The 18,918-nt window shown below is 72.9% G+C and carries 16 protein-coding genes, 3 pseudogenes and 1 riboswitch; of the genes and pseudogenes, 8 read left to right on the forward strand and 11 right to left on the reverse strand.

The genetic code is table 11. From position 1 onward, the window contains the following. Nucleotides 1–18: 18 nt before the first annotated feature. A pseudogene (locus tag QFZ76_RS44365) lies at nucleotides 19–1,655 on the reverse strand (VWA domain-containing protein). Nucleotides 1,656–1,673: 18 nt separating this feature from the next. Next, complete coding sequence (locus tag QFZ76_RS44370; protein ID WP_307679002.1) at nucleotides 1,674–2,864, reverse strand: AAA family ATPase; 1,191 nt, start codon at nucleotides 2,862–2,864, stop codon at nucleotides 1,674–1,676. Between the two features lie 157 nt (nucleotides 2,865–3,021). Between QFZ76_RS44370 and QFZ76_RS44375 the strand changes: the two genes are divergently transcribed. Together QFZ76_RS44375 and QFZ76_RS44380 are read left to right on the forward strand one after the other, a co-directional pair. Beyond that, the gene (locus tag QFZ76_RS44375; protein WP_307679003.1) at nucleotides 3,022–3,579 is read left to right on the forward strand and encodes an RNA polymerase sigma factor; all 558 of its coding nucleotides are present in this window, start codon (nucleotides 3,022–3,024) and stop codon (nucleotides 3,577–3,579) included. After that, nucleotides 3,572–4,546, forward strand: coding sequence for a CU044_5270 family protein (locus QFZ76_RS44380; protein WP_307679004.1), 975 nt, complete (start codon nucleotides 3,572–3,574; stop codon nucleotides 4,544–4,546). Before QFZ76_RS44375 ends, QFZ76_RS44380 begins: the two co-directional genes overlap by 8 nt. On the opposite strand, the gene QFZ76_RS44385 is transcribed toward QFZ76_RS44380, so the two are convergent. Next, nucleotides 4,547–5,395, reverse strand: coding sequence for a bifunctional 5,10-methylenetetrahydrofolate dehydrogenase/5,10-methenyltetrahydrofolate cyclohydrolase (locus QFZ76_RS44385; RefSeq protein ID WP_307679005.1), 849 nt, complete (start codon nucleotides 5,393–5,395; stop codon nucleotides 4,547–4,549). 23 nt (nucleotides 5,396–5,418) lie between these two features. Then, nucleotides 5,419–5,503: riboswitch (ZMP/ZTP riboswitch) on the reverse strand. Nucleotides 5,504–5,525: 22 nt separating this feature from the next. Continuing rightward, nucleotides 5,526–5,894, reverse strand: coding sequence for a nuclear transport factor 2 family protein (locus QFZ76_RS44390; protein ID WP_307679006.1), 369 nt, complete (start codon nucleotides 5,892–5,894; stop codon nucleotides 5,526–5,528). A gap of 176 nt (nucleotides 5,895–6,070) precedes the next feature. On the opposite strand from QFZ76_RS44390, the gene QFZ76_RS44395 reads away from it, so the two are divergent. Continuing rightward, a complete protein-coding gene (locus tag QFZ76_RS44395; RefSeq protein WP_307679007.1) occupies nucleotides 6,071–6,376 on the forward strand; it encodes a hypothetical protein in 306 nt (101 codons plus the stop codon). A 67-nt stretch (nucleotides 6,377–6,443) separates the two neighbouring features. Here QFZ76_RS44395 and QFZ76_RS44400 read toward each other — a convergent pair. From QFZ76_RS44400 to QFZ76_RS44420, 5 genes and pseudogenes are all read right to left on the reverse strand, one after another. Continuing rightward, nucleotides 6,444–7,650: pseudogene (locus tag QFZ76_RS44400) on the reverse strand (type III PLP-dependent enzyme). Beyond that, nucleotides 7,647–9,437, reverse strand: coding sequence for an IucA/IucC family siderophore biosynthesis protein (locus tag QFZ76_RS44405; RefSeq protein WP_307679008.1), 1,791 nt, complete (start codon nucleotides 9,435–9,437; stop codon nucleotides 7,647–7,649). Before QFZ76_RS44405 ends, QFZ76_RS44400 begins: the two are co-directional and overlap by 4 nt. Next, a complete protein-coding gene (locus QFZ76_RS44410) occupies nucleotides 9,437–9,682 on the reverse strand; it encodes a hypothetical protein (protein WP_307679009.1) in 246 nt (81 codons plus the stop codon). The genes QFZ76_RS44405 and QFZ76_RS44410 overlap by 1 nt, the downstream gene beginning before the upstream one ends. Next, nucleotides 9,679–11,499, reverse strand: a complete 1,821-nt coding sequence (locus tag QFZ76_RS44415) for an IucA/IucC family protein (protein ID WP_373464450.1) — start codon at nucleotides 11,497–11,499, stop codon at nucleotides 9,679–9,681. Before QFZ76_RS44415 ends, QFZ76_RS44410 begins: the two co-directional genes overlap by 4 nt. Then, the gene (locus tag QFZ76_RS44420) at nucleotides 11,496–12,668 is read right to left on the reverse strand and encodes an acetyl-CoA carboxylase biotin carboxylase subunit family protein (protein WP_307679010.1); all 1,173 of its coding nucleotides are present in this window, start codon (nucleotides 12,666–12,668) and stop codon (nucleotides 11,496–11,498) included. Before QFZ76_RS44420 ends, QFZ76_RS44415 begins: the two co-directional genes overlap by 4 nt. Before the next feature lie 343 nt (nucleotides 12,669–13,011). Here QFZ76_RS44420 and QFZ76_RS44425 point away from each other — a divergent pair, with 343 nt between their 5' ends. Continuing rightward, complete coding sequence (locus QFZ76_RS44425) at nucleotides 13,012–13,857, forward strand: (2Fe-2S)-binding protein (RefSeq protein ID WP_307679011.1); 846 nt, start codon at nucleotides 13,012–13,014, stop codon at nucleotides 13,855–13,857. A gap of 13 nt (nucleotides 13,858–13,870) precedes the next feature. Here the strand turns inward: QFZ76_RS44425 and QFZ76_RS44430 are convergent, their stop codons facing one another. Then, a complete protein-coding gene (locus tag QFZ76_RS44430; RefSeq protein ID WP_307679012.1) occupies nucleotides 13,871–15,625 on the reverse strand; it encodes an ABC transporter ATP-binding protein in 1,755 nt (584 codons plus the stop codon). A gap of 171 nt (nucleotides 15,626–15,796) precedes the next feature. On the opposite strand from QFZ76_RS44430, the gene QFZ76_RS44435 reads away from it, so the two are divergent. From QFZ76_RS44435 to QFZ76_RS44450, 4 genes are all read left to right on the forward strand, one after another. Then, nucleotides 15,797–16,885 (forward strand): S-(hydroxymethyl)mycothiol dehydrogenase, encoded by a 1,089-nt coding sequence (locus tag QFZ76_RS44435; RefSeq protein ID WP_307679013.1) that lies wholly within the window; start codon nucleotides 15,797–15,799, stop codon nucleotides 16,883–16,885. Further along, nucleotides 16,885–17,514, forward strand: a complete 630-nt coding sequence (locus QFZ76_RS44440; protein ID WP_307679015.1) for an MBL fold metallo-hydrolase — start codon at nucleotides 16,885–16,887, stop codon at nucleotides 17,512–17,514. Before QFZ76_RS44435 ends, QFZ76_RS44440 begins: the two co-directional genes overlap by 1 nt. After that, nucleotides 17,504–17,653 (forward strand): hypothetical protein, encoded by a 150-nt coding sequence (locus QFZ76_RS44445; RefSeq protein WP_307679017.1) that lies wholly within the window; start codon nucleotides 17,504–17,506, stop codon nucleotides 17,651–17,653. Before QFZ76_RS44440 ends, QFZ76_RS44445 begins: the two co-directional genes overlap by 11 nt. Before the next feature lie 113 nt (nucleotides 17,654–17,766). Continuing rightward, nucleotides 17,767–18,681, forward strand: a complete 915-nt coding sequence (locus tag QFZ76_RS44450) for an SDR family oxidoreductase (protein WP_307679018.1) — start codon at nucleotides 17,767–17,769, stop codon at nucleotides 18,679–18,681. Here the strand turns inward: QFZ76_RS44450 and QFZ76_RS44455 are convergent. Continuing rightward, nucleotides 18,672–18,911: pseudogene (locus QFZ76_RS44455) on the reverse strand (hypothetical protein); the annotation flags it as partial. The gene QFZ76_RS44450 and the pseudogene QFZ76_RS44455 sit on opposite strands and share 10 nt — an antisense overlap. Between the last annotated feature and the right edge of the window lie 7 nt (nucleotides 18,912–18,918).

Consider the following 18,918-nt stretch of genomic DNA (forward strand, 5'->3'; position numbering starts at 1 on the left):
ACAGGCGGCGCCGCCTGCTCAGATCACGCGGAAGAGATCGGCGGCCGCGTGGACGTCGGTGAGGTCCTCGACGCAGCGCAGGTTGTCGCACAGGGCGTCCAGGACCGAATCGGCCTCGGCGACCCGCGGGGCGCCGACGGCCACGCCGAAGACACGGAAGCCCAGCCGGTGCTTGGCGTCGTTCCAGCCGCGCATCCACTGCTCGGTGACGCCGCAGTCGTCGTCGGTGAGCATCACGATGTCGCCGCGCATGCGGGCGGCGTCGTTGAACTCCTCCTCCAGCAGTTCACAGGCCGCAGACAGCGGCCGCTGGTAGCTGGTGCCGCCGCCGAGGAAGGTCTCCGCGAATTCGAGGGCCCGGGCGATGCCGGCCGGCTGGCCGGCCGGGAAACGGAAGACCTGGAGCTTGTCGGCGGCGGAGAACAGGATGCCGACGAAGTCACGCCCCGCGTGGCGGGCCTGATCCAGCAGCGCCAGGGCGCACGCCTTGGCCCACGCCTCCCGGGTGACTCCGCCGGGCCCCGCCTCGTACATGGAGTGCGAGGTGTCGACGCACGCGATGATGGCACCCCGGCCGGTGGTCTGCTCTCCCTGGCTGTCGTAGAGCATCAGCTCCCCGGCGGCGTAGCGCGCCGCGAACACCGCACGCAGCTCGGGCAGGCCGAGGTTGGCCAGCTCGGAGGGGATCACGCGGGAGAGGTCATCGCCGAGGGTGACGCCGACCAGCTCCCCGGTGGCGTTCTCCATCCTGCGGGCGCGCTCACCGCCGGCCATCTGCCGGAAACGGCCGATCAGTTCGGCCCACTGGGCGAGACGGCCGGTGCGCAGCCGCTCGGCGAGGCGGGCGCGCTGGTCGAACGGCAGCCGCTCCAGCTCGCCGGGACCCACGCCCCAGGCCCGCATCAGCGCGGCCTCCTCCCGCACGGCCTCGGCGGCCTTCGCCGCCGCGTTCCGCGCGGCGACACGGATGCCGGGGGCCGCCACCGCGAGGGCCTGCGCGGCGTCCTGGGCGGCTCCCGCGCAGCGGCCTCGGCGGCTTCCGCGGCCTCGATCGCCTGCTGCACGGCGTCGGCGGCCGGGGCCGGCACGGCGCCCTCCCCGTCGGACCGGTCCGCCCCGTCAGCGGCCTGCTGGAGCGCCTCGCCCACGGCGGTCGCCGCGCCTTCGGTGTCCTGCTGGGCCTTCTTCGCCCGCTCGGCCTGTTCCTGGGCATGCCGGGAGCGCTCCAGCATCCGGCGCAGGGCGGCGGCCTGGGCGAGCACGGCCATGGCGGCGGCGTAGGGGTCGCCGGCCGTCTCGCGGTGCAGCTCGGCGAACTCCGGTGACTCCACCAGCGCGGTGATGACCTGGTGGTTGACCAGCCGGGAGGGATCCATCTCCGCGCGCTCGCGCAACCGCGGGCTGACCTTGTAGGCGGCCAGGAACGCATCGGTCAGTAGGTCGGTGGTGTGGTCGTGGCGCTCGTTCAGCTCCTCGGCCAGCTCGCGCAGTGCGGCCGACTGCTCGGAGGTGTCGCGCCAGGCGATCTGTTCGAACCGGTCCGCGACCACGGCCCCGGTGTGCCGCTCGGGAGCGGCGGCGGACAGGCTCAGCCATGTCCCGGCCCGGCTCGCCGGCCCGTCGAGCGTGCTCGGTGTGCTGCCCGTCCCGCCCATCGCCCTGATCCCCCGTGTTCAGATCTGTGCCTGCACCATGCTCGCGTCCAGGCCGAGGGCCTCGGTGAGAACGCGGGCGCGGACGGCGCGCTGGCGGCCGGTGACCCGGTCGATGGCGGCGGTGGAGCGGCCGGCGCCCGCCGCCTCCTCGCGCAGCTTTTCCAGCCGCTTGCCCGCCATGGCGAGCTGGTTGTGGGCCTTCTTGATGACCCAGTCGCTCAGCGCCTCGCGGGACTGCCCGGCCATGGCGTCGAGCTGGGCCTCCAGCTCCTCGATGGCGTCGGCCAGGTCGAGCGCCTCCTTGGCGTCGGGGTTGACCAGGTGCAGCACCTCGCGCTCGACGGTCGGGCGCTCGGCGGGGGAGTCCCACAACACGTGGGTCAGCACCGACAGGTCGGTCTCGGCGACCGCCGGGCGGCCGTCGAGGAACGCGGACGCCTGGAGCAGGCCCACCGCCTGCCGCCAGCGGCGGTCGGAGGCGACGAGTTCCTTGCGGCGCAGGGCGGCCCGCAGCGTACACACCGCGTCCACGATCACCTCGGGGACGTCCACGGCCGGGACGGCTTCGGTCACGGCGTGCTGCAACGCGGCCAGCTCGACGGTGGTCCGGGTCGGTGCCACGGGGCGGCTGACGGCGGAGCGGACCAGCGCGGCGAAGTTCGAGGGGTCTGCCAGGTACCCGACCTCGATCCGCACCAGCAGCCGGTCGTAGATCGCGGCCGTGTCCTCTCCGCTCGGCAGCTCGTTGCTCGCCGTGATGGCCCCGATCAGAGGGCAGCGGATCGGCTCGCCGCCGCTCTCCGGGTGATAGATCCGCTCGTTGAGGAAGCCCAGCGTCTCGTTCAGCGCCGCCGTGGAGCACTTGAAGATCTCGTCGATGAACGCGACATGCGCGGTCGTGGCGCGGCCCTCGTAGACCTGGCGGTACTCGCCCCGGGCCAGCGCGGCGACATCGACGGGACCGAACATCCTGGTCGGCGCGGTGAACTTGGACAGCAGGATCTCCCAGTACGACGCCCCCTCGACCCGGCCCGTGAGCTCCCGGGCCAACTCGGACTTCGCCGTTCCGGGCGGGCCGAGCACCAGCGAGTGCTGTCCGGCCAGCAGCGTCACCACCAGCGTCCGCACCACGTCGGCCCGCTCGTAGAAACGGTCCGACAACTCGTCGCAGATCGCCCGCAGTCTCTTGGCCGTGTCCTGCGCGTCCATGGTCAACTCCTTGCCTGCGGCGCCCCGGTCGGGCCGAAGAGACGGGCCTGTGTCCGAGCAAGATAACTTGACGACCGCGCTCGCCCCCGGGACGGGAGCGACGAGCGTCACCCAGGACGGGTGTGACGATCACGAAGGTGCCGGACACGAACGGAACATGAGCAACGACGAGGACTTCGCCGCTGCCTATCGCGAGCACTACTGGGCGGTCAGCCGCTACGTCGCGCGGCGGTTGGACGGGCGTACCAGCGAGGTGGAGGAAGTGGTGGCGGAGGTGTTCACGGTCGCCTGGCGCCGCCGGGCCGACCTTCCGGCGTCCCCCCTGCCCTGGCTGTACGGCGTGGCACGCAACTGCCTGGCCAACGCGGTACGCGGCCACGGACGCCGCCGCCGGCTCGTCGACCGGCTCGGCAACGACGACACCGTGCACGGGCGGCACATCGCGGCAGGCCCCGACCAGGAGACACCGGGCGGCTGGGTGCACGACGCGCTCGCCCGGCTCTCCGCGGCCGACCAGGAGGTACTGCGCCTGACGGCCTGGGAGGAACTCGGCATCGACGAGGTGGCCGTCGCCCTCGGCTGCGGCCGACGGGCCGCGTCGATGCGGCTGCACCGGGCCCGCCGCCGGCTGAGAGCCGAGATCGACCGTGTCCACCCCGCGCTCGCCGCCGGCGCACACCCGTCCAACCCGTCGAAGGAGCACGGCCATGGCTGACGAACTGGAACTCCTGCGCCGCGCCAACCCGGTCCCGGTCGACGCCCCCCACTTCGGCGACGGGCCCCTGGACCATCACGCCGAGCGGCAGCTGAACCGGCTGCTGCACGGGCAGACCCCCGGCTCCCGCAGCCGCGCCCGGCTGGCCTGGGGCCTGGTCGCCACCGCCGTCGTGGCCGCCCTCGCGCTGGCCCTCGTACTCGGCGGCCCGAACACGCCCCCCGCGGTCGCGGCCCCCCGCCCGCTGGTCGTGCGGGCCGACTCCACCCCCGTACCCCTCCAGTTGCTGGCCGAGCGTGCCGGGCAGGACGCGGCAGACGGTTCGCCCCGGCTGCGCAAGGGCACGCACGTCCTGACGTGGAGCATGGGAATGGCGGAGGACAAGCCCCCGGTCACGTTCGCCGAGGAGCGGATCGTGCGCTGGAAGGCCGACGACACGCACACGGAACTGGTCGTGGCGACCGACCCGAGGCATCCCGGCCGGCCAGTCCTGTCCGACGAGGACGGCGAGCCCCGCCTGGTGGCGGACGGGCACGTCATCAGCAGGCAGACCTTCGGGCCGAGCCGGAGCGACGCGCCACCCGAGTCGGCGCCGCCGCACGACCCGACGCGGCTGCGCGCCTATCTGCAGGAGGCGGGGTACAGCGATACGCCGCTCAGCACGCCCCAACTGCTCGACTCCGTCGACGTGTTGCTCGATCACTGGACCCTCGGCGCCCGCGAGAACGCGGCACTCGTCCGGCTCCTCGCGGACGCCGAGGGGCTGCGGCCGGTCGGTCAGGTGACCGACCGCCTCGGCCGGCGTGGTCAGGCGTATGTCTACGACGGTTCCGGCGCCGGCCGGATGCTGATCATGGACCCGGCCACGGGGGCCGTCCTCGGGCTGGAGAGCACCGCCACCGTCGCCGAACCCGAGTGGGGCCTCAGGGCCGGCGACGTCATGCAGTACAGCGCCTGGATGCGCTGATCACACCCCGAGTTGCCGGGTGGCCGCGTCCACGGTCTGCTCCAGCAGCGTGGCGATCGTCATCGGACCGACGCCGCCCGGCACCGGCGTGATCAGAGAGGCCCGTTCCACGGCGGAGTCGAAGTCGACGTCGCCGACGTTCCCGGCGTTGTACCCGGCGTCGATCACCACGGCGCCGGGCTTGACGTCCTGGCCCCGGATCAGCCGCGGCCGGCCCACGGCGGCGACCACGATGTCCGCCTCGCGGACGGCCGCGGACAGGTCCCGGGTGCGGGAGTGGCAGTAGGTGACGGTCGCGTCCCGGGCGAGCAGCAGCATGCCGACCGGCTTGCCGAGGATCGCGCTGCGGCCCACGACCACGGCCCGCTTGCCGGCCGGGTCGACGTCGTACTCGTCGAGGAGCCGCATGATCCCGCCCGGAGTGCAGGACACGAAGCCCGGCAGGCCGAAGCTCATCGTGGCGAAGGAGGCGAAGGTGACGCCGTCGACGTCCTTCTCGGGAGCGACGGCCTCGAACGCGGCCCGCTCGTCGATGTGGGCGCCCACCGGATGCTGGAGCAGGATGCCGTGCACACCGGCGTCCTCGGACAGGGTCCGCAGGGTGCCGACCAGTTCCTCGGTGGTGGTGGCGGCGGGCAGCGCCACGTGCCGCGACTCGATGCCGGCCGTGCGGCAGCGATTCCGCTTCATCCGGACGTAGGTGACGGACGCGGGGTCCTCACCCACAAGGACGGTCGCCAGGCAAGGAGCCTCTCCCGTGCGCTCCGTAAGGTCGGCCGCCCGCTTGGCGGTGTCCTCCAGGGTGCGCCGGGCGAGCGCGGTGCCGTCCATGAGCCGGGCCTGAGACATGATCCACTCCTGAGCTGAGTCCACGGGATCGCCCAGGCGCACGGCATTCGTTCACGGCGGGCCGCTCCCCGGTGGTGCTCCACCTCAGCGCCAGTCACGGCCCACCGACAGCCTAACCTCCTGCTTCCGACTACTCGTCCCAGGCCTGGACCATGGTCTGGTCGGCGATCTTCCCGTCCCGCAGCGACATCATCGACTCGGAGAACACGCGCACTCCGTCGGAGTACTCGCAGCTCTCGGTGAAGGCGACGCGGTCTTCCTGGACGACACACTGCTCAAGCTTGTGCGTCTTGATGTCGCGGCTGTACACGTCCTCGAGCATCGCGCCGATCTCGTTCCGGCCGTGCAGGACCTTGGGGTGGCTGGGCTGGGTGTTGCGGTCCACGACGCGTATCTCCGCGTCGTCCGCGTAGAGCGACAGAAGATTCGCCGCGGTGTGTCCTTCGATGGCCTGACGCAGGGTTTCGGCGTCGAAGCCGGAGCGTGCCGCACTGCCCATGGTGTGACCTCCTTCAAAAGGCCGCGGCCCGGCGAGGTGCGGGCCGCGAGGGGCCTCTCCCTTCGAGGCTCCTCCGCCTCGGCGGGCTCGGCAAGCGCAGTCCGCGCGCTGCGCCTCACGGGTGAGCGGCAGCGGCCGCTCGTGTCCGGCAGGGCTCCTCCCGCGTTGCTGAGGGCATGGTCTCAACACGACGTATCGTCGCCGCCGTGGGTCTCGCCGTCGGGGTCACCGGCCTCGCCGCTCCCCTCGCGAACGCGGCCGACGCGGCTGCCCCGGGTGCCGGTCAGCTGAACCCCATCGCCACGCTCGACTCGCTCGTCGTGAGCGACCTGCCCGCGGAGCACAAGGGCGAGGTCCCGCGGATCTCGGAGCAGCTGGCCGCGCTCAACCGGGTCAACGAGCTGAACAAGCTGAACGAGCTGCACCAGGTCACCGACCTCGTCGCCCCCGTCACCGGGCTGCTGCCCGCTGTCCAGGCCTGACCGTTCCCGCCTGCTCCCCGAGGGCCGCCCGGATCTCTCCGGGCGGCCCTCGACGCGTGCCTGCGTCTCATCGCGCGGGAGCGGCGTCCAGGAAGTGGAAGCCGGGCCGGGGGTGCATCAGGAAGTCGTGGTGGGAGATGTTCCACGCGTAGGCACCTGTCAGCGAGAACGCCACCCGGTCACCGGCCTTCAGCCCGGGCGCGGGTACGCGTCGGGCCAGCACGTCCTTCGGTGTGCACAGCTGTCCGGCCAGGGTGATCCGGTCGCCCACGGACTCGGATCGCGGCCACGGATGCGGCCAGGTGTCCACCGGAAGTACGGAACACGGCTGGTCGTGCCCCTTCGTCGCCGGGGTGCGCAGATGGTGGGTGCCGCCCCGGACGACGGCGAACTCCTCGCCGTGGCTGCGCTTCACGTCCAGTACCTCCGTGGCGTACCAGCCGCAGTACGCCGTCAGGGCCCGCCCCGGCTCGACGCGCAGGGTGAGTTCGGGGTGCGCCTCGGTCAGGCGGGCGAGGCCCTTGCCGTACGCGGCCCAGTCGAAGCGGTGCCCGGGACGGGGTGTAGTCGACGGTCATGCCGCCGCCGACGTTCACCTCGGCGAGCGGCACACCGAGGTCCGTCGCCCACGAGACGACGGACTCGGCCACCGCCAGCTGCTCGGCCGCCTCCAGGCCGCTCGCCAAGTGGGCGTGGACGCCCCGCAGTTCGAGGTGCGGGTAGGTGCCGCCGGTGAGCGCGCGGACGGCCTCGAGAGCCTGGGCGGGGTCCATCCCGAAGGGTGTGGGCCTGCCGCCCATCGCCAGCGAGCTGCCCGCCAACGAGCCGTCGGCGACCGGCAGGTTGACGCGGGGCAGCACCGGCACCCGTCGTCCCGGAGCGACGCGCCGCGCCAACTCGGCCAGCATGCGCAGCTCGTAGGCGCTCTCCACGTGGAAGCGTTCGACTCCCTGCTCCAGCGCGGCCGTCACCTCGTCCGGCGTCTTGCCGGGACCCCCGAAGGCGAGCGGCCGACCCGGTACCGCCCCGGCCACGTGGGCGAGTTCGCCGCCCGAGGAGACCTCGTAGCCGTCGACGTACGGACCGAGCGCGCCGAGGATCTCCGGCTCGGGGTTGGCCTTCGCGGCGTAGTACAGCTCGACCCGCTCCGGGAGCGCGGCCCGCACGGCGGCGACGTGGGGGCGCAGTGCGGCCAGATCGTAGACGTACGCGGGAAGTTCACTGGAAGGCAGGGACAGGACGCGGTCGCGGACCGCGGGCGTCGGATCGGTCATCGGATGCTCCCGGTCGTGTCGCGCAGGATGCCCTCGGCGAGAGGGGACGGCAGCCGGACGTATCCGGCCGCGCGGTCGGCCTTGCGCTCCCAGCGGGTGAGCAGGTTGGCCTTGGCGGGCAGCGGCACCCCGGCGAGCAGGGCGGCCAGGCGCGGCGGACAGCCGCTCCGGTCGGCGTACGCCCGCAGGGTGTCCCGCATCCGGCCCCACAGCGCGGCCTCCGCCCGCGGGTGCAGGTCGGCGAGGGCGGCGAGCAGCTCGGCGGCATGGTTGACCAACAGGCAGTACACCACCCGGTCCCAGCCGCGCTGTGCGTCGTACGTCATCGGACCCGCGACCTCGGGCGGCAACGCGGCGAGCGTGTCCGCGTGATGCTCGGGGACCAGCTTGGCGCCCTCCAGGTCGCGGAAGAGGACCTGGACGGGCATGCCGTCGCCGTCGACGCCGATGAGGACGTTCTGCAGGTGCGGTTCCAGGACCAGCCCGTGGTCGAAGTAGGCGGCCAGCACCGGCGGGACGAGGAGGCCGAGGTACGCCGACCACCAGTCCAGGGCCCGCCGCTCGTCCGCGCCGGCCAGGAGGCGGGAGATGTGGGCGGCGCCGGTCGGGTACTCGTCGGCGACCGCGGCGGCGAGCAGGGGAGTGGTGCCGGGCGCGAGCCGGCGCGGCAGGCCTTCGCGGACGATGACGCCGAAGCCCTCCAACAGGGCGCGGTCCGGTGTCCCGTCGGGACCCGGGAGGGCGAGCGAGCGGTACGCGGGCTCGCGGAGCACGGCGCTGCCGGGGAAACGCTCGGCGAGGTCGGCGAGTGCCGGGGCCAGGGCGCGGGTGAGGGCGACCGCGCCGGACAGCTCGTAACTGCTGTTCTTGCGCAGGCAGTTGGTGATCCGCACGTTGAGGCTGAACTTCAGGAACGTCTCGCCGTCGTACAGGGTGCGCACGGAGGCGGTGGCGGCGAAGGGCTGTCCGCCGGGTCCGAGGTCGAGGATGTCACCGGCCGCGAGGGCGGCGCGCAGCGCGGGGTGCTCGCCGAGTGTCTCGTACTGCCAGGGGTGGGCGGGCAGCAGCCGGTAGCCGTCCGGGACGTCCTCGCGCTGCCGGTCCAAGGGGGCGACGGCCGCGGGGTCGGCGTACTCCTCGGCGATCAGGTGGCTGCGGACCGCGAGGTGGCGCAGCGGGAAGGCGGCGCCCGTCTCCGGGGCGTACGCGGACCAGGCGCGCGGGTCGCCGGTGCGGGCCTTGGGCGTGGGGTGGAAGCGGTGCCCGAACAGCAGCGACTGCTCGGAGGCGAGGTAGGCCGACAGCCGGTCCCCCGGGGCTCGGTCGGCCCGTACGGCGGTGTCGGCCCGTACGGCGGTCAGGGCGGCCGCGATCGCCGAGTGGCTGAAGGCGATCTGCTCCAGGAACTCCTCGTTGCGCACGCCGGTGCGCAGCCACAGCTCGTCGTGGGTGTACTCGGCCAGGCGTCGCCAGTCCATCTCCGCCCAGCCGCCCTCGCTCTGCTCGCTCACCGGGCCGGTGAACCGGTGTGCGCCCAGCAGTGAGGTGCGGCGCAGGGCGACGCGCAGCAGGACCCCGCGGCGCGGCAGCCGCAGCAGCAGCCGGCCGTCGGTCACGACGGACTGGCGTTCGGGGCCGGACACCTCGCGCAGCAGACAGTTGAGGAGCGTGTGGGCCACCGCCTCGTCGGCGGTGGGCAGTGCGGCGGGAGCGACGGGCGTCCCCCCGGGCTCGAACGAGGTCGAGAGCTTCGGGGAGCTCGCGGGCGAGTGGGTCAGCGAGGGCATCAACGGCTCCAGCGGGTGCGGAACTTCAGCGGGGGGAAGGTGACGGCGAGGACGGTGACGGCGGCAGCGGCACCGCCGGTCAGTACGGGTGCGGCCGGACCGAAGCGGGCACTGCCCACCGCCGCGGCCACGCCGGCCGGCGGCCCCAGCGCCGCGAAGGACGCCACGAAGCAGCAGCCCGCCACCTCGTGCGCCTGGCCCCGGCCGAACGAGGGCCGTGGCAGGTGCAGGGCCTCGGCGGTCATGCCGGATCCCCGGCTGTCAGCAGGTAGTTGGGGCCGGTGGTGTAGTGCTTGTTGATGTCGGCGGCGCCCGACCGCTCCTTGGACAGCAGGGTCCCGGCCGTGACCATCGCCTTCACCGGCAGCGTCGGCGCGTCCAGCACGCGGGCGCGCAGCACCGCCCCGGCCTCCCCTGCCTCTGCCGTGAGCCTGTCGACCGCCTCCGTCAGCCGCTCCCGCACCAGCCCCAGCAGCGTGGTCAGTGGGGCGCGACCCCGCCGGGCGAGCCCGAACGCGTAGGCGCCCGCGCACAGATGGACGGTGACGGTGGCGAAGAGGTCGGCGACCGGCCCGTCGCCCCGGCCGAGGGTCCGTACGTCGTCGAAGCCCCACGGCCCGGGGAGTACGGCGTCCAGCCGCTCGGTGTTGACCCGGGGACCGTCGTTGTCCTTGAACAGCATCCGCACACTGCCCGGTCGCAGCACCAGCGAGACGTTCTGCTGATGCGACTCCAGCGCGATCCCGTACCCGAACAGGGTCGTCTGCCAGTCGAACAGCAGCGTGAGACAGGCGTCGAGGAGAGCGAGGGGGTCCCCGTCGTGGAAGCGGTCGGCGAGGTGGTCGACGACCGGCCGTCCGTCGGGGGCCTCGGCGAGGAGTGCCGCCATCGGTACGACCACCGAGTCGTCGAGCCCGGCCGGGTACCGGCGGCACAGGACGGCGAGCAGCTCGTGCCCGGCGTGTGCGTACGTCGTCTCGTCGGCGTGCAGGATGGTGTCCCGGAAACGGGGTTCACGGGCGATCACCGCCTCCAGCAGCCGCTGCCCCACCGCACCGTCCACGAGCGTCCCGGGTTTCACGGACCGCTTGTTGCGCAGGCCCAACGTGGCGGTGGCCAGGGGCAGTTTGAGATGCAGGGCCGGATCCGCGACCGTAGCCACGGTACGCATCGACAGCGTCGGGACGACGTCGAGGTGGGGCCGGCCGACGAGCACGGCGCTGTCCGCGAGGCCGGTGGTCCGCAGCGCCTCGTCGAGCGGGGCGCCGAGCGTCAACGGGTGGACCGGTAACGTCACATGGGTGCTCTGCAGTTCGGGCAGGCCGAGCACCGCCGGCGACGGCCAGACCTCCGGAAGCGCCCCCGTCAGGGTGACCGCGGCCCGGGGCACGGCGAGCCAGCGCAACGCGAACCGGGGATGGAACTCGGGTGCGTACGCGCGCAGTTGGGCATCGGTGAGCCCCGCACGTCCGCGTGCCGTCGGGTAGACGGGGTGGTCGAGCCGGGCGGCGAGCGTGTCGTACGCCAGGCCGGCGGTCAGGCCGGTCCAGCGTGCCGGGTCGGCGCCGTGCCGGGCGGTCAGCAGCCCGGCCACCCGCGTCCGCGTCGCCGCGTGCAGCCGCAGTGTGGCCAGCGTCTGCCGGCACTCCTCGACGAACGCGTCGAAGCCGCCCCGGTCCTCGGGCTCGGCGAGGGCACGCAGCGCGCCGAGCACGCTGTCGTACGAGGTCAGCTCGCCGCCGTCCGACTCGCGCACGAGGAGCGGCAGCCGGGCGGCGTACACGCACTGGTAGCCGTCCTCGGCGACCGGCAGCAGCAGGGCGTCGCCCTCCGGAGTCGCCAGGCGCAGCCAGTCGCCGTCCGGCCGGTGCGCGAGCGTGCTCCGGGTGCGCAGCCCGACCACGTCCTCGCGCAGAAGGGCGCTCAGTACGCGGACGAGCAGCTCCGCAGCGCAGGGGTCTGTGGCGGCCGGCGCAGCTACGGGCGGATCGGCGGTCGCAGAAGCCGCAGCGGTCGTAGGGGGCGTAGCGGTCGCGGCCGGACCGGCCGTCGGCGCGGTCACGGCTGGATCTCCCAGTGCCGGGCGGCCATAAACTCGGCCGAGACGCGGTCCACCGTCGACTGGTCGGTGCCGGTGGCCCGCAGGACACCGAGATAGTCTCGGTTGGTGCGGTACAGCTCGTGCCGCTCGCCCACCGCACGCAGCGGACGATACGTCAGATGCACGCCACCGACGGTGAGTTCGGTGGCGGCGGGGGCCCCGACGAGGGTTCCGGCGCGGTCGGCGCACGGGTACTCCACGCGCGCGGCCCCGTCACGGCGGGCGCCCAGGTCAGTGGGGAGCGGCTCGCCCAGGTGGGTGCGCAGGATGTGCTCGAAGAGCGGTACCTCCAGCAGCCGGGCCAGCAGCAGATCGCACTGGTCGCCGATGGCACGGTAGTTGACCTCGATGATCCGCGCCCGGCCCGCGTGCCTCACGAACTCGGTGTGACAGGCCCCGAACCCGACGCCGAGCGCGTCCAGTTGTGCCAGGACCTGCGTGACGACCGGCTCGGGGTGTGCCGGGAGGAAGGTCATGCTCTCCTCGACGAAGTACGGCGGCGCCGACAGCTGGGTGTGGAAGCCGCCCAGGACATGGCGGACGGCGCCGTCGCCGAGGGTCTCCAGGGTGTACAGCTCGCCGGGGAGGTACTCCTCCACGACCAGGACGGCACCCGGGCGCCGGTCCAGGATCTCCTTGGAGCAGGCGACCAGTTCCTCGGCGTTCTCGACGAGGACGACGTCCTCGCTGGCCACGCCCTCGCGCGGCTTGAGCACACAGGGGTACGGCGCGTCGAGCGCGGCGGGTTCGGTGAGCTCGGCCGACCACATGCGGTCCACGCCGGCCGCGGCGAGCCGGCGGCGCATCTCGGCCTTGTCCTTGGTGCGCAGCGTGGCCCGCCAGTCCTTGCCGGGGAGGCCGAAGTAGGCGGCGGCCAGGGCGGCCTGGGTCTGGAGGTGGTCGCTGTTGGTGAAGACGGCGTCGGGCCGGTGGTGCGGGGAGATCCGGGTGGTCACGGCCCGGAAGTCACGGACCTCGCACTCCAGGATCTCGACGTCCGGATACGCGGCACGGTGCGCCGCGGGCTGGTCGGTGAGGACGGTGACGTCCAGGCCCAGCCGGGCGGCGGCGGGCAGAAAGCCCTCGGTGACGGAGTCGGTCGGGTTGAGGGCGAGGAGGTACAGACGCATGACTGAGGAACAACTTCCGCTAGCGGGCGGGGGCCGGGGCGAGCCGCGTCCGCGAGCATCTGATCCGCACCCCGCGCAAGGGCTCCGAAACCGGCCGGGAAGAGAGGCATGTGCCTGAGGGCACGAAAGGGCACACCTGTGTCGGGTGCGCCCGGGTGGGTCGCAGTCACGAGGCGTGAGCTTAGGTGAGGCTTGCTTTAGTTCTCAAATGGCCATGGCGCCCTTGTGACGTGCGGGTTCTGCTGTCGCGGCAGGAGAACCCCCTTGATCGGCCCACCATGATCTTATGGGTAAGGTAAGGCTTCCCTACCTTGATCCGCCTATTTCCTGCTCTGGAGCGCCGATGTCCGTGGCCCTGAAGACCCCGCCGGACCGTGCCGTCTCCCACGCCCTCGCCGACGCGTACCGGCGACTGTCCGACGTCTGCGAGGCGCTCGCCGTACGGATCGGGGAACCGGGCGACGAGACCGCTCGAGTAGGCGTGTCCGCAGCGGAACTGACGTCGGATCCCAGCGCGCTGGACGCCTTCGTCGACGCCGAGGCCGCCCGGATCGAGGACCGCTACGGGATCGTCCCGCGCCGCCATGTCGCCGCCTCCCGCGCCCTGCACGACTACGCCTGGTCCGTCGGGCTGCTGATGGGCGGGGTCTGGTATCTCGACCGGCGGGTGCCCCGGATCCGCCCCGAGGATCTCCGCCTGGACCTCGCCTCCGGCAGCTTCGTGATCACCCCCGGCGGCGAGCTCGCCTGTCTCGCCGGCGACCCCGTGGCCGCTCTGCCCGGCGTGCTGACGCTCCCTCAGGAGGAGCAGCTGCGGGCCGCGTTGAGGATGGCGGTCGCCGATCACATGCGCCCGCTGCTGGCCGCGATCGGCCCGACCGTACGACGCGGCGCGCGCACCCTGTGGGGCATGGTCTCCGACGACCTCGTCTCCGGCATCTGGTACCTCGGCCGGATGCTCGGCCAGGAGGACGACGCCCTGCGGGCCGCCACCGATGTCCTGCCGGCCCCCGTGCCGCCGTACCCCTCCGGCGCCGACTTCCGCCAGCTGGTCGGCGACGCCGGCCGACGGCACGTCACCCGCACCCGCGCCGGCTGCTGCATGTTCTACGCGATCCGCCCGGCCGAGGCCTGCGTGACCTGCCCCCGCACCGGCGACGCGGAACGGCTGCGCCGACTCGAGAGCTGAGCGACCGGACCTCTCACCCGGCCGTCGCCAGGAACTGCGTGGCGGCCAGCTCCGCGTACAGCGGGTCGGCGGCGACCAGCTCACGATGGGTCCCCACGGCCCGCACCCGCCCCGCGTCCATCACGACGATCCGGTCCGCCATCGTCACTGTCGACAGCCGGTGCGCGACCACCAGCACCGTCGTCGTACGGGCGACGTCCGCGACGGTGTCGCGCAGCGCCGCCTCGTTCACCGCGTCCAGCTGCGAGGTGGCCTCGTCCAGGAGGAGCAGCCGCGGGCGCCGCAGCAGGGCGCGGGCGATGGCGACCCGCTGGCGTTCGCCGCCCGACAGCCTGGTCCCGCGATGTCCGACCAGCGTGTCGAGACCGGCGGGCAGCCTGGCGACCATCGCGTCGAGCCGGGTCGTCTTCACCACCCGGGCGACCGCGTCCGCGTCGGCTTCCGGGTTGCCCAGCAGCAGATTGTCCCGCAGCGAACCCGACAGGACGGGGGCGTCCTGCTCCACATAGCCGATGGCGGAACGGAGTCGGGGCAGATCCCAGTCCGCGAGGTCCCGGCCGTCCAGCGTCACGGTCCCGGACTCCGGGTCGTAGAACCGCTCGATGAGCGAGAAGACGGTGGTCTTGCCCGCCCCGGACGGCCCGACGAACGCCGTCATGCCCTGCGCGGGCACGTCGAAGGTCACCCCGTGATGGACGTACGGCAGGTCATCGGCGTACCGGAACCGGACGTCCTCGAAGGCGACGGACGCGGGTTCCGCGCCCGTGGACGGCAGCGGCGCGGGCTCGGCCGCCGGTTCGGCGGGCAGCCGCATCGCCTCCTGGATGCGCGTGAGGGCGGCGGCGCCCGTCTGGTACTGCGTGATGGCGCCGACGACCTGCTGGATCGGCGACATGAGATAGAACACGAACAGCAGGAACGCCACCAGCGTGCCCACGTCGATCGCCCCGGTCGCCACCCGCGCCCCGCCGGCCGCGAGCACCGTGATGAACGCGATCTGCATGGCCAGCCCCGCCGTGTTGCCCGCCGCCGCCGACCACTTGGCGGCCCGCACGCTCTGCCGCCACGACTCCTCGGCCGCCTCGTGCAGCGTCCGCTCCTCCCGGTGCTCGGCGCCGGACGCCTTCACCGTGCGCAGCGCGCCGAGTATCCGCTCCAGCGATGCCCCCATCACGCCGACCGCGTCCTGCGCCTGCCGGCTCGCCCGGTTGATGTGCGGCACGATCACCCCGAGAACCGTGCCCGCGCCCGCGATCACCGCCATCGTCACGCCGAGCAGTACCGGATCCACCAGGCCCATCATGACCACCGTCGCGACCAGCGTGAGCCCGCCGGTGCCCAGGCCCACCAGCGAGTCCGTGGTGACCTCGCGCAGCAGCGTGGTGTCCGAGGTGATCCTGGCCATCAGGTCGCCCGGTTCGCTGCGGTCCACGGCCGTGATCCGCAGCCGCAGCAGATACGACGACAGGCTGCGCCGCGCGCCGAGCACCACCGACTCGGCGGTACGGCGCAGCACGAACGAACCCAGCGCTCCCAGCGCCGCGTTGGCGATCACCAACCCCGACATGAGGACCAGCCAGCCGGTGATGGCCCGGTCGTGCGACAGGTCGTCGATCAACTCCCGTGCCACCAGCGGCAGCATCAGCCCCGTGGCCCCCGTGACGAGCGAGAGCGCGGCGCCCGCCAGCAGCGCCCACCGGTGCGGCCGTACGTATCCGAGGATCAGCCGCCACGCGGGCGGTCCGGTCTCGGTCTCTGCAATGCTCACGGCACTCCTTCTGGCCTGCGGCGGGCGGGGCATTCAGGCTACGTCGGCGCCCCGGACGGATTCCCGGCACGAGACCGGCAGCTGCTTTGTAAGGATGTCGTGCCGTTACTGATCAGTTGTGCGTAGGGTCGGAGCAGGGACGGACACGAGTCGATGGAAGGGGCCGGCACCATGGCGCAGGAAGTACGCGGCGTGATCGCACCGGGCAAGGACGAGCCGGTGCGAGTGGAGACGATCGTGGTGCCGGACCCGGGCCCCGGTGAGGCCGTGGTGCAGGTCCAGGCCTGTGGGGTCTGTCACACCGACCTGCACTACAAGCAGGGCGGCATCAGCGACGACTATCCCTTCCTGCTCGGGCACGAGGCGGCGGGTGTCGTCGAGTCGGTCGGCGAGGGGGTGACCGATGTCGCTCCCGGCGACTTCGTGATCCTCAACTGGCGTGCGGTGTGCGGGCAGTGCCGGGCCTGTCTGCGCGGCCGGCCGTGGTACTGCTTCGACACCCACAACGCCGACCAGAAGATGACCCTCGCCTCGACCGGCCAGGAACTGTCCCCGGCGCTCGGGATCGGCGCGTTCGCCGAGAAGACCCTGGTGGCTGCCGGCCAGTGCACGAAGGTGGACCCGTCGGTCTCGGCACAGGTGGCGGGCCTGCTCGGCTGTGGCGTGATGGCCGGAATCGGTGCCGCGATCAACACCGGCCAGGTCGGCCGCGGGGACACGGTCGCCGTCATCGGCTGCGGCGGCGTCGGCGACGCGGCGATCGCCGGGGCGAACCTGGCGGGCGCGGCGAAGATCATCGCCGTCGACATCGACGACCGCAAGCTGGAGACCGCGCGCTCGATGGGCGCCACCCACACGGTCAACTCCCGCGAGACCGATCCGGTGGAGGCGATCCGTGAGCTGACCGGCGGGTTCGGCGCGGACGTGGTCATCGAGGCGGTCGGCCGCCCGGAAACCTACAAGCAGGCGTTCTACGCCCGCGACCTGGCCGGGACGGTCGTCCTGGTGGGCGTGCCCACCCCGGAGATGAAGCTCGAACTGCCGTTGCTGGACGTGTTCGGGCGCGGTGGTGCGCTGAAGTCGTCCTGGTACGGCGACTGCCTGCCCTCCCGCGACTTCCCCATGCTGATCGACCTGCACCTCCAAGGCCGCCTGGACCTGGGCGCGTTCGTCACCGAGACGATCGGACTCACCGACGTGGAGAAGGCCTTCGAGCGGATGCACGGCGGCGACGTCCTGCGCTCGGTGGTGGTGCTGTGATGGCCGCCCGCATCGAACGCCTCGTCACCTCCGGGCAGTTCACGCTCGACGGCGGCACCTGGGACGTCGACAACAACGTGTGGATCGTCGGCGACGACCACGAAGTGATCGTCATCGACGCCGCCCACGACGCCGACGCCATCGCCGAGGCCGTCGGCGACCGCCGGCTGACCGCCATCGTGTGCACCCACGCCCACAACGACCACATCGACGCCGCGCCCGCCCTCGCCGAGCGCACCGGAGCCACCATCTGGCTCCACCACGACGACCTGCCGCTGTGGAAGCAGACCCACCCGGACCGGGACCCCGATGCCTGGCTCCAGGACGGCCAGGTCATCGAGGCCGCCGGCGCCGACCTGCGCGTCCTGCACACCCCCGGGCACGCGCCCGGCGCGGTCTGCCTCCACGACCCGGGCCTCGCCACCGTCTTCACCGGCGACACCCTCTTCCAGGGCGGCCCCGGCGCCACCGGCCGCTCCTACTCCCACTTCCCGACGATCATCGACTCGATCCGCGACCGCCTGCTGGCGCTCCCGCCCGAGACGAAGGTCCTCACCGGCCACGGCGACCCGACGACCATCGGGGCGGAGGCCCCGCACCTTCAGGAGTGGATCGCCCGTGGCCACTGACGAAGCGCGCTGCGCCCCCGCCGGCCCGTCCCTCGACGGCGAACGGGCGGCGCTCGACCTCGTCGGCGACGCGTTCGGACGTACGTCTCCGGCAGCACGGCTCTGCGGGACTTCGTCCACGCTCCGCGCGGCTGGGTGACGTCGCCCTGAAAGCCGGGTGACCTCGCCCGGAAAGACGACAGAAGATGTCCGGCTTACCCGACACCCTCGTACCGAGAGCGATCGCAGGGACAGGGAAACGGGAGGCCGGACATGCCGGAACAGCTGAAGGACAGGGTCGCACTGGTCGCCGGGGCGACCCGGGGAGCCGGGCGGGGGATCGCCGTGGAACTCGGGGCGGCCGGCGCCACGGTGTACGTCACCGGCCGCAGCACCCGCACCCACCGCTCCGAGTACGACCGCCCCGAGACCATCGAGGACACCGCCGACCTCGTCACCGAGGCCGGCGGCCACGGCATCGCCGTACCCACCGACCACCTCGACCCGGCACAGGTCCGCACCCTCGTCGACCGCATCGCGGGCGAACAGGGCCGCCTCGACGTCCTCGTCAACGACATCTGGGGCGGCGAGACCCTCTTCGCCTGGGACACCCCCGTCTGGGAGCACGACCTCGACAAGGGCCTGAGACTGCTCCGGCTCGCCGTCGAGACGCACGCGATCACCAGCCACCGCGCCCTGCCGCTGCTCCTGCGCCACCCCGGCGGGCTGGTGGTCGAGATGACCGACGGCACCGCCGACTACAACCGCGACACCTACCGCGTCAACTTCTTCTACGACCTCGCCAAGGCGTCCGTCCTGCGGATGGCCTTCGCCCTCGCCCACGAACTCGGACCTCGCGGCGCCACCGCCGTCGCCCTCACCCCCGGCTGGCTGCGGTCCGAGATGATGCTCGACAACTTCGGCGTACGGGAGGACAACTGGCGCGAGGCCACCACCCGCGTCCCGCACTTCGCCATCTCCGAGACACCCCGCTACGTGGGCCGGGCCGTGGCCGCCCTCGCCGCAGACCCCGACGTGGCGCGATGGAACGGCCAGTCCCTCTCCAGCGGCGGGCTCGCCCAGGTGTACGGCTTCACCGACCTCGACGGCAGCCGCCCGGACGCCTGGCGCTACCTCGTCGAGGTGCAGGACGCGGACAAGCCGGCGGACACGACCGGTTACCGCTGAAGTGTTGCGTCACCCGAGGGCAGCGGCCGGCGCGCCGCATGCCCCGGCGGCAGCGCCAGATCCTCCCGCACGGCCGCGTAACAGCCCTCGCGTCCGATGCGCTGCCGTTCCATCAGCACCTCCCCGGACGGATCCCGGGCCTGCGTCGCCTCGGCCATCAGCGGAGCCGCCTGCTGCGGGGACATCGGATGCAGGTGCGGGTCGTTGCCGAGGTGGGCGGCGACCCGGTGGTTGCCG

The organism is Streptomyces sp. V4I2 (assembly GCF_030817655.1).
GTDB lineage: Bacteria > Actinomycetota > Actinomycetes > Streptomycetales > Streptomycetaceae > Streptomyces > Streptomyces plumbiresistens.

What these genes read in the sequence shown, in the direction of transcription:
- QFZ76_RS44410 (WP_307679009.1), bottom strand. Translation starts at nt 9,682, where the DNA reads ATGACCGCCGAGGCCCTGCACCTGCCACGGCCCTCGTTCGGCCGGGGC.
- QFZ76_RS44370 (WP_307679002.1), bottom strand. Translation starts at nt 2,864, where the DNA reads ATGGACGCGCAGGACACGGCCAAGAGACTGCGGGCGATCTGCGACGAG.
- QFZ76_RS44385 (WP_307679005.1), bottom strand. Translation starts at nt 5,395, where the DNA reads ATGTCTCAGGCCCGGCTCATGGACGGCACCGCGCTCGCCCGGCGCACC.
- QFZ76_RS44395 (WP_307679007.1), top strand. Translation starts at nt 6,071, where the DNA reads ATGGTCTCAACACGACGTATCGTCGCCGCCGTGGGTCTCGCCGTCGGG.
- QFZ76_RS44435 (WP_307679013.1), top strand. Translation starts at nt 15,797, where the DNA reads ATGGCGCAGGAAGTACGCGGCGTGATCGCACCGGGCAAGGACGAGCCG.
- QFZ76_RS44440 (WP_307679015.1), top strand. Translation starts at nt 16,885, where the DNA reads ATGGCCGCCCGCATCGAACGCCTCGTCACCTCCGGGCAGTTCACGCTC.
- QFZ76_RS44420 (WP_307679010.1), bottom strand. Translation starts at nt 12,668, where the DNA reads ATGCGTCTGTACCTCCTCGCCCTCAACCCGACCGACTCCGTCACCGAG.
- QFZ76_RS44390 (WP_307679006.1), bottom strand. Translation starts at nt 5,894, where the DNA reads ATGGGCAGTGCGGCACGCTCCGGCTTCGACGCCGAAACCCTGCGTCAG.
- QFZ76_RS44375 (WP_307679003.1), top strand. Translation starts at nt 3,022, where the DNA reads ATGAGCAACGACGAGGACTTCGCCGCTGCCTATCGCGAGCACTACTGG.
- QFZ76_RS44425 (WP_307679011.1), top strand. Translation starts at nt 13,012, where the DNA reads ATGTCCGTGGCCCTGAAGACCCCGCCGGACCGTGCCGTCTCCCACGCC.
- QFZ76_RS44450 (WP_307679018.1), top strand. Translation starts at nt 17,767, where the DNA reads ATGCCGGAACAGCTGAAGGACAGGGTCGCACTGGTCGCCGGGGCGACC.
- QFZ76_RS44380 (WP_307679004.1), top strand. Translation starts at nt 3,572, where the DNA reads ATGGCTGACGAACTGGAACTCCTGCGCCGCGCCAACCCGGTCCCGGTC.
- QFZ76_RS44405 (WP_307679008.1), bottom strand. Translation starts at nt 9,437, where the DNA reads ATGCCCTCGCTGACCCACTCGCCCGCGAGCTCCCCGAAGCTCTCGACC.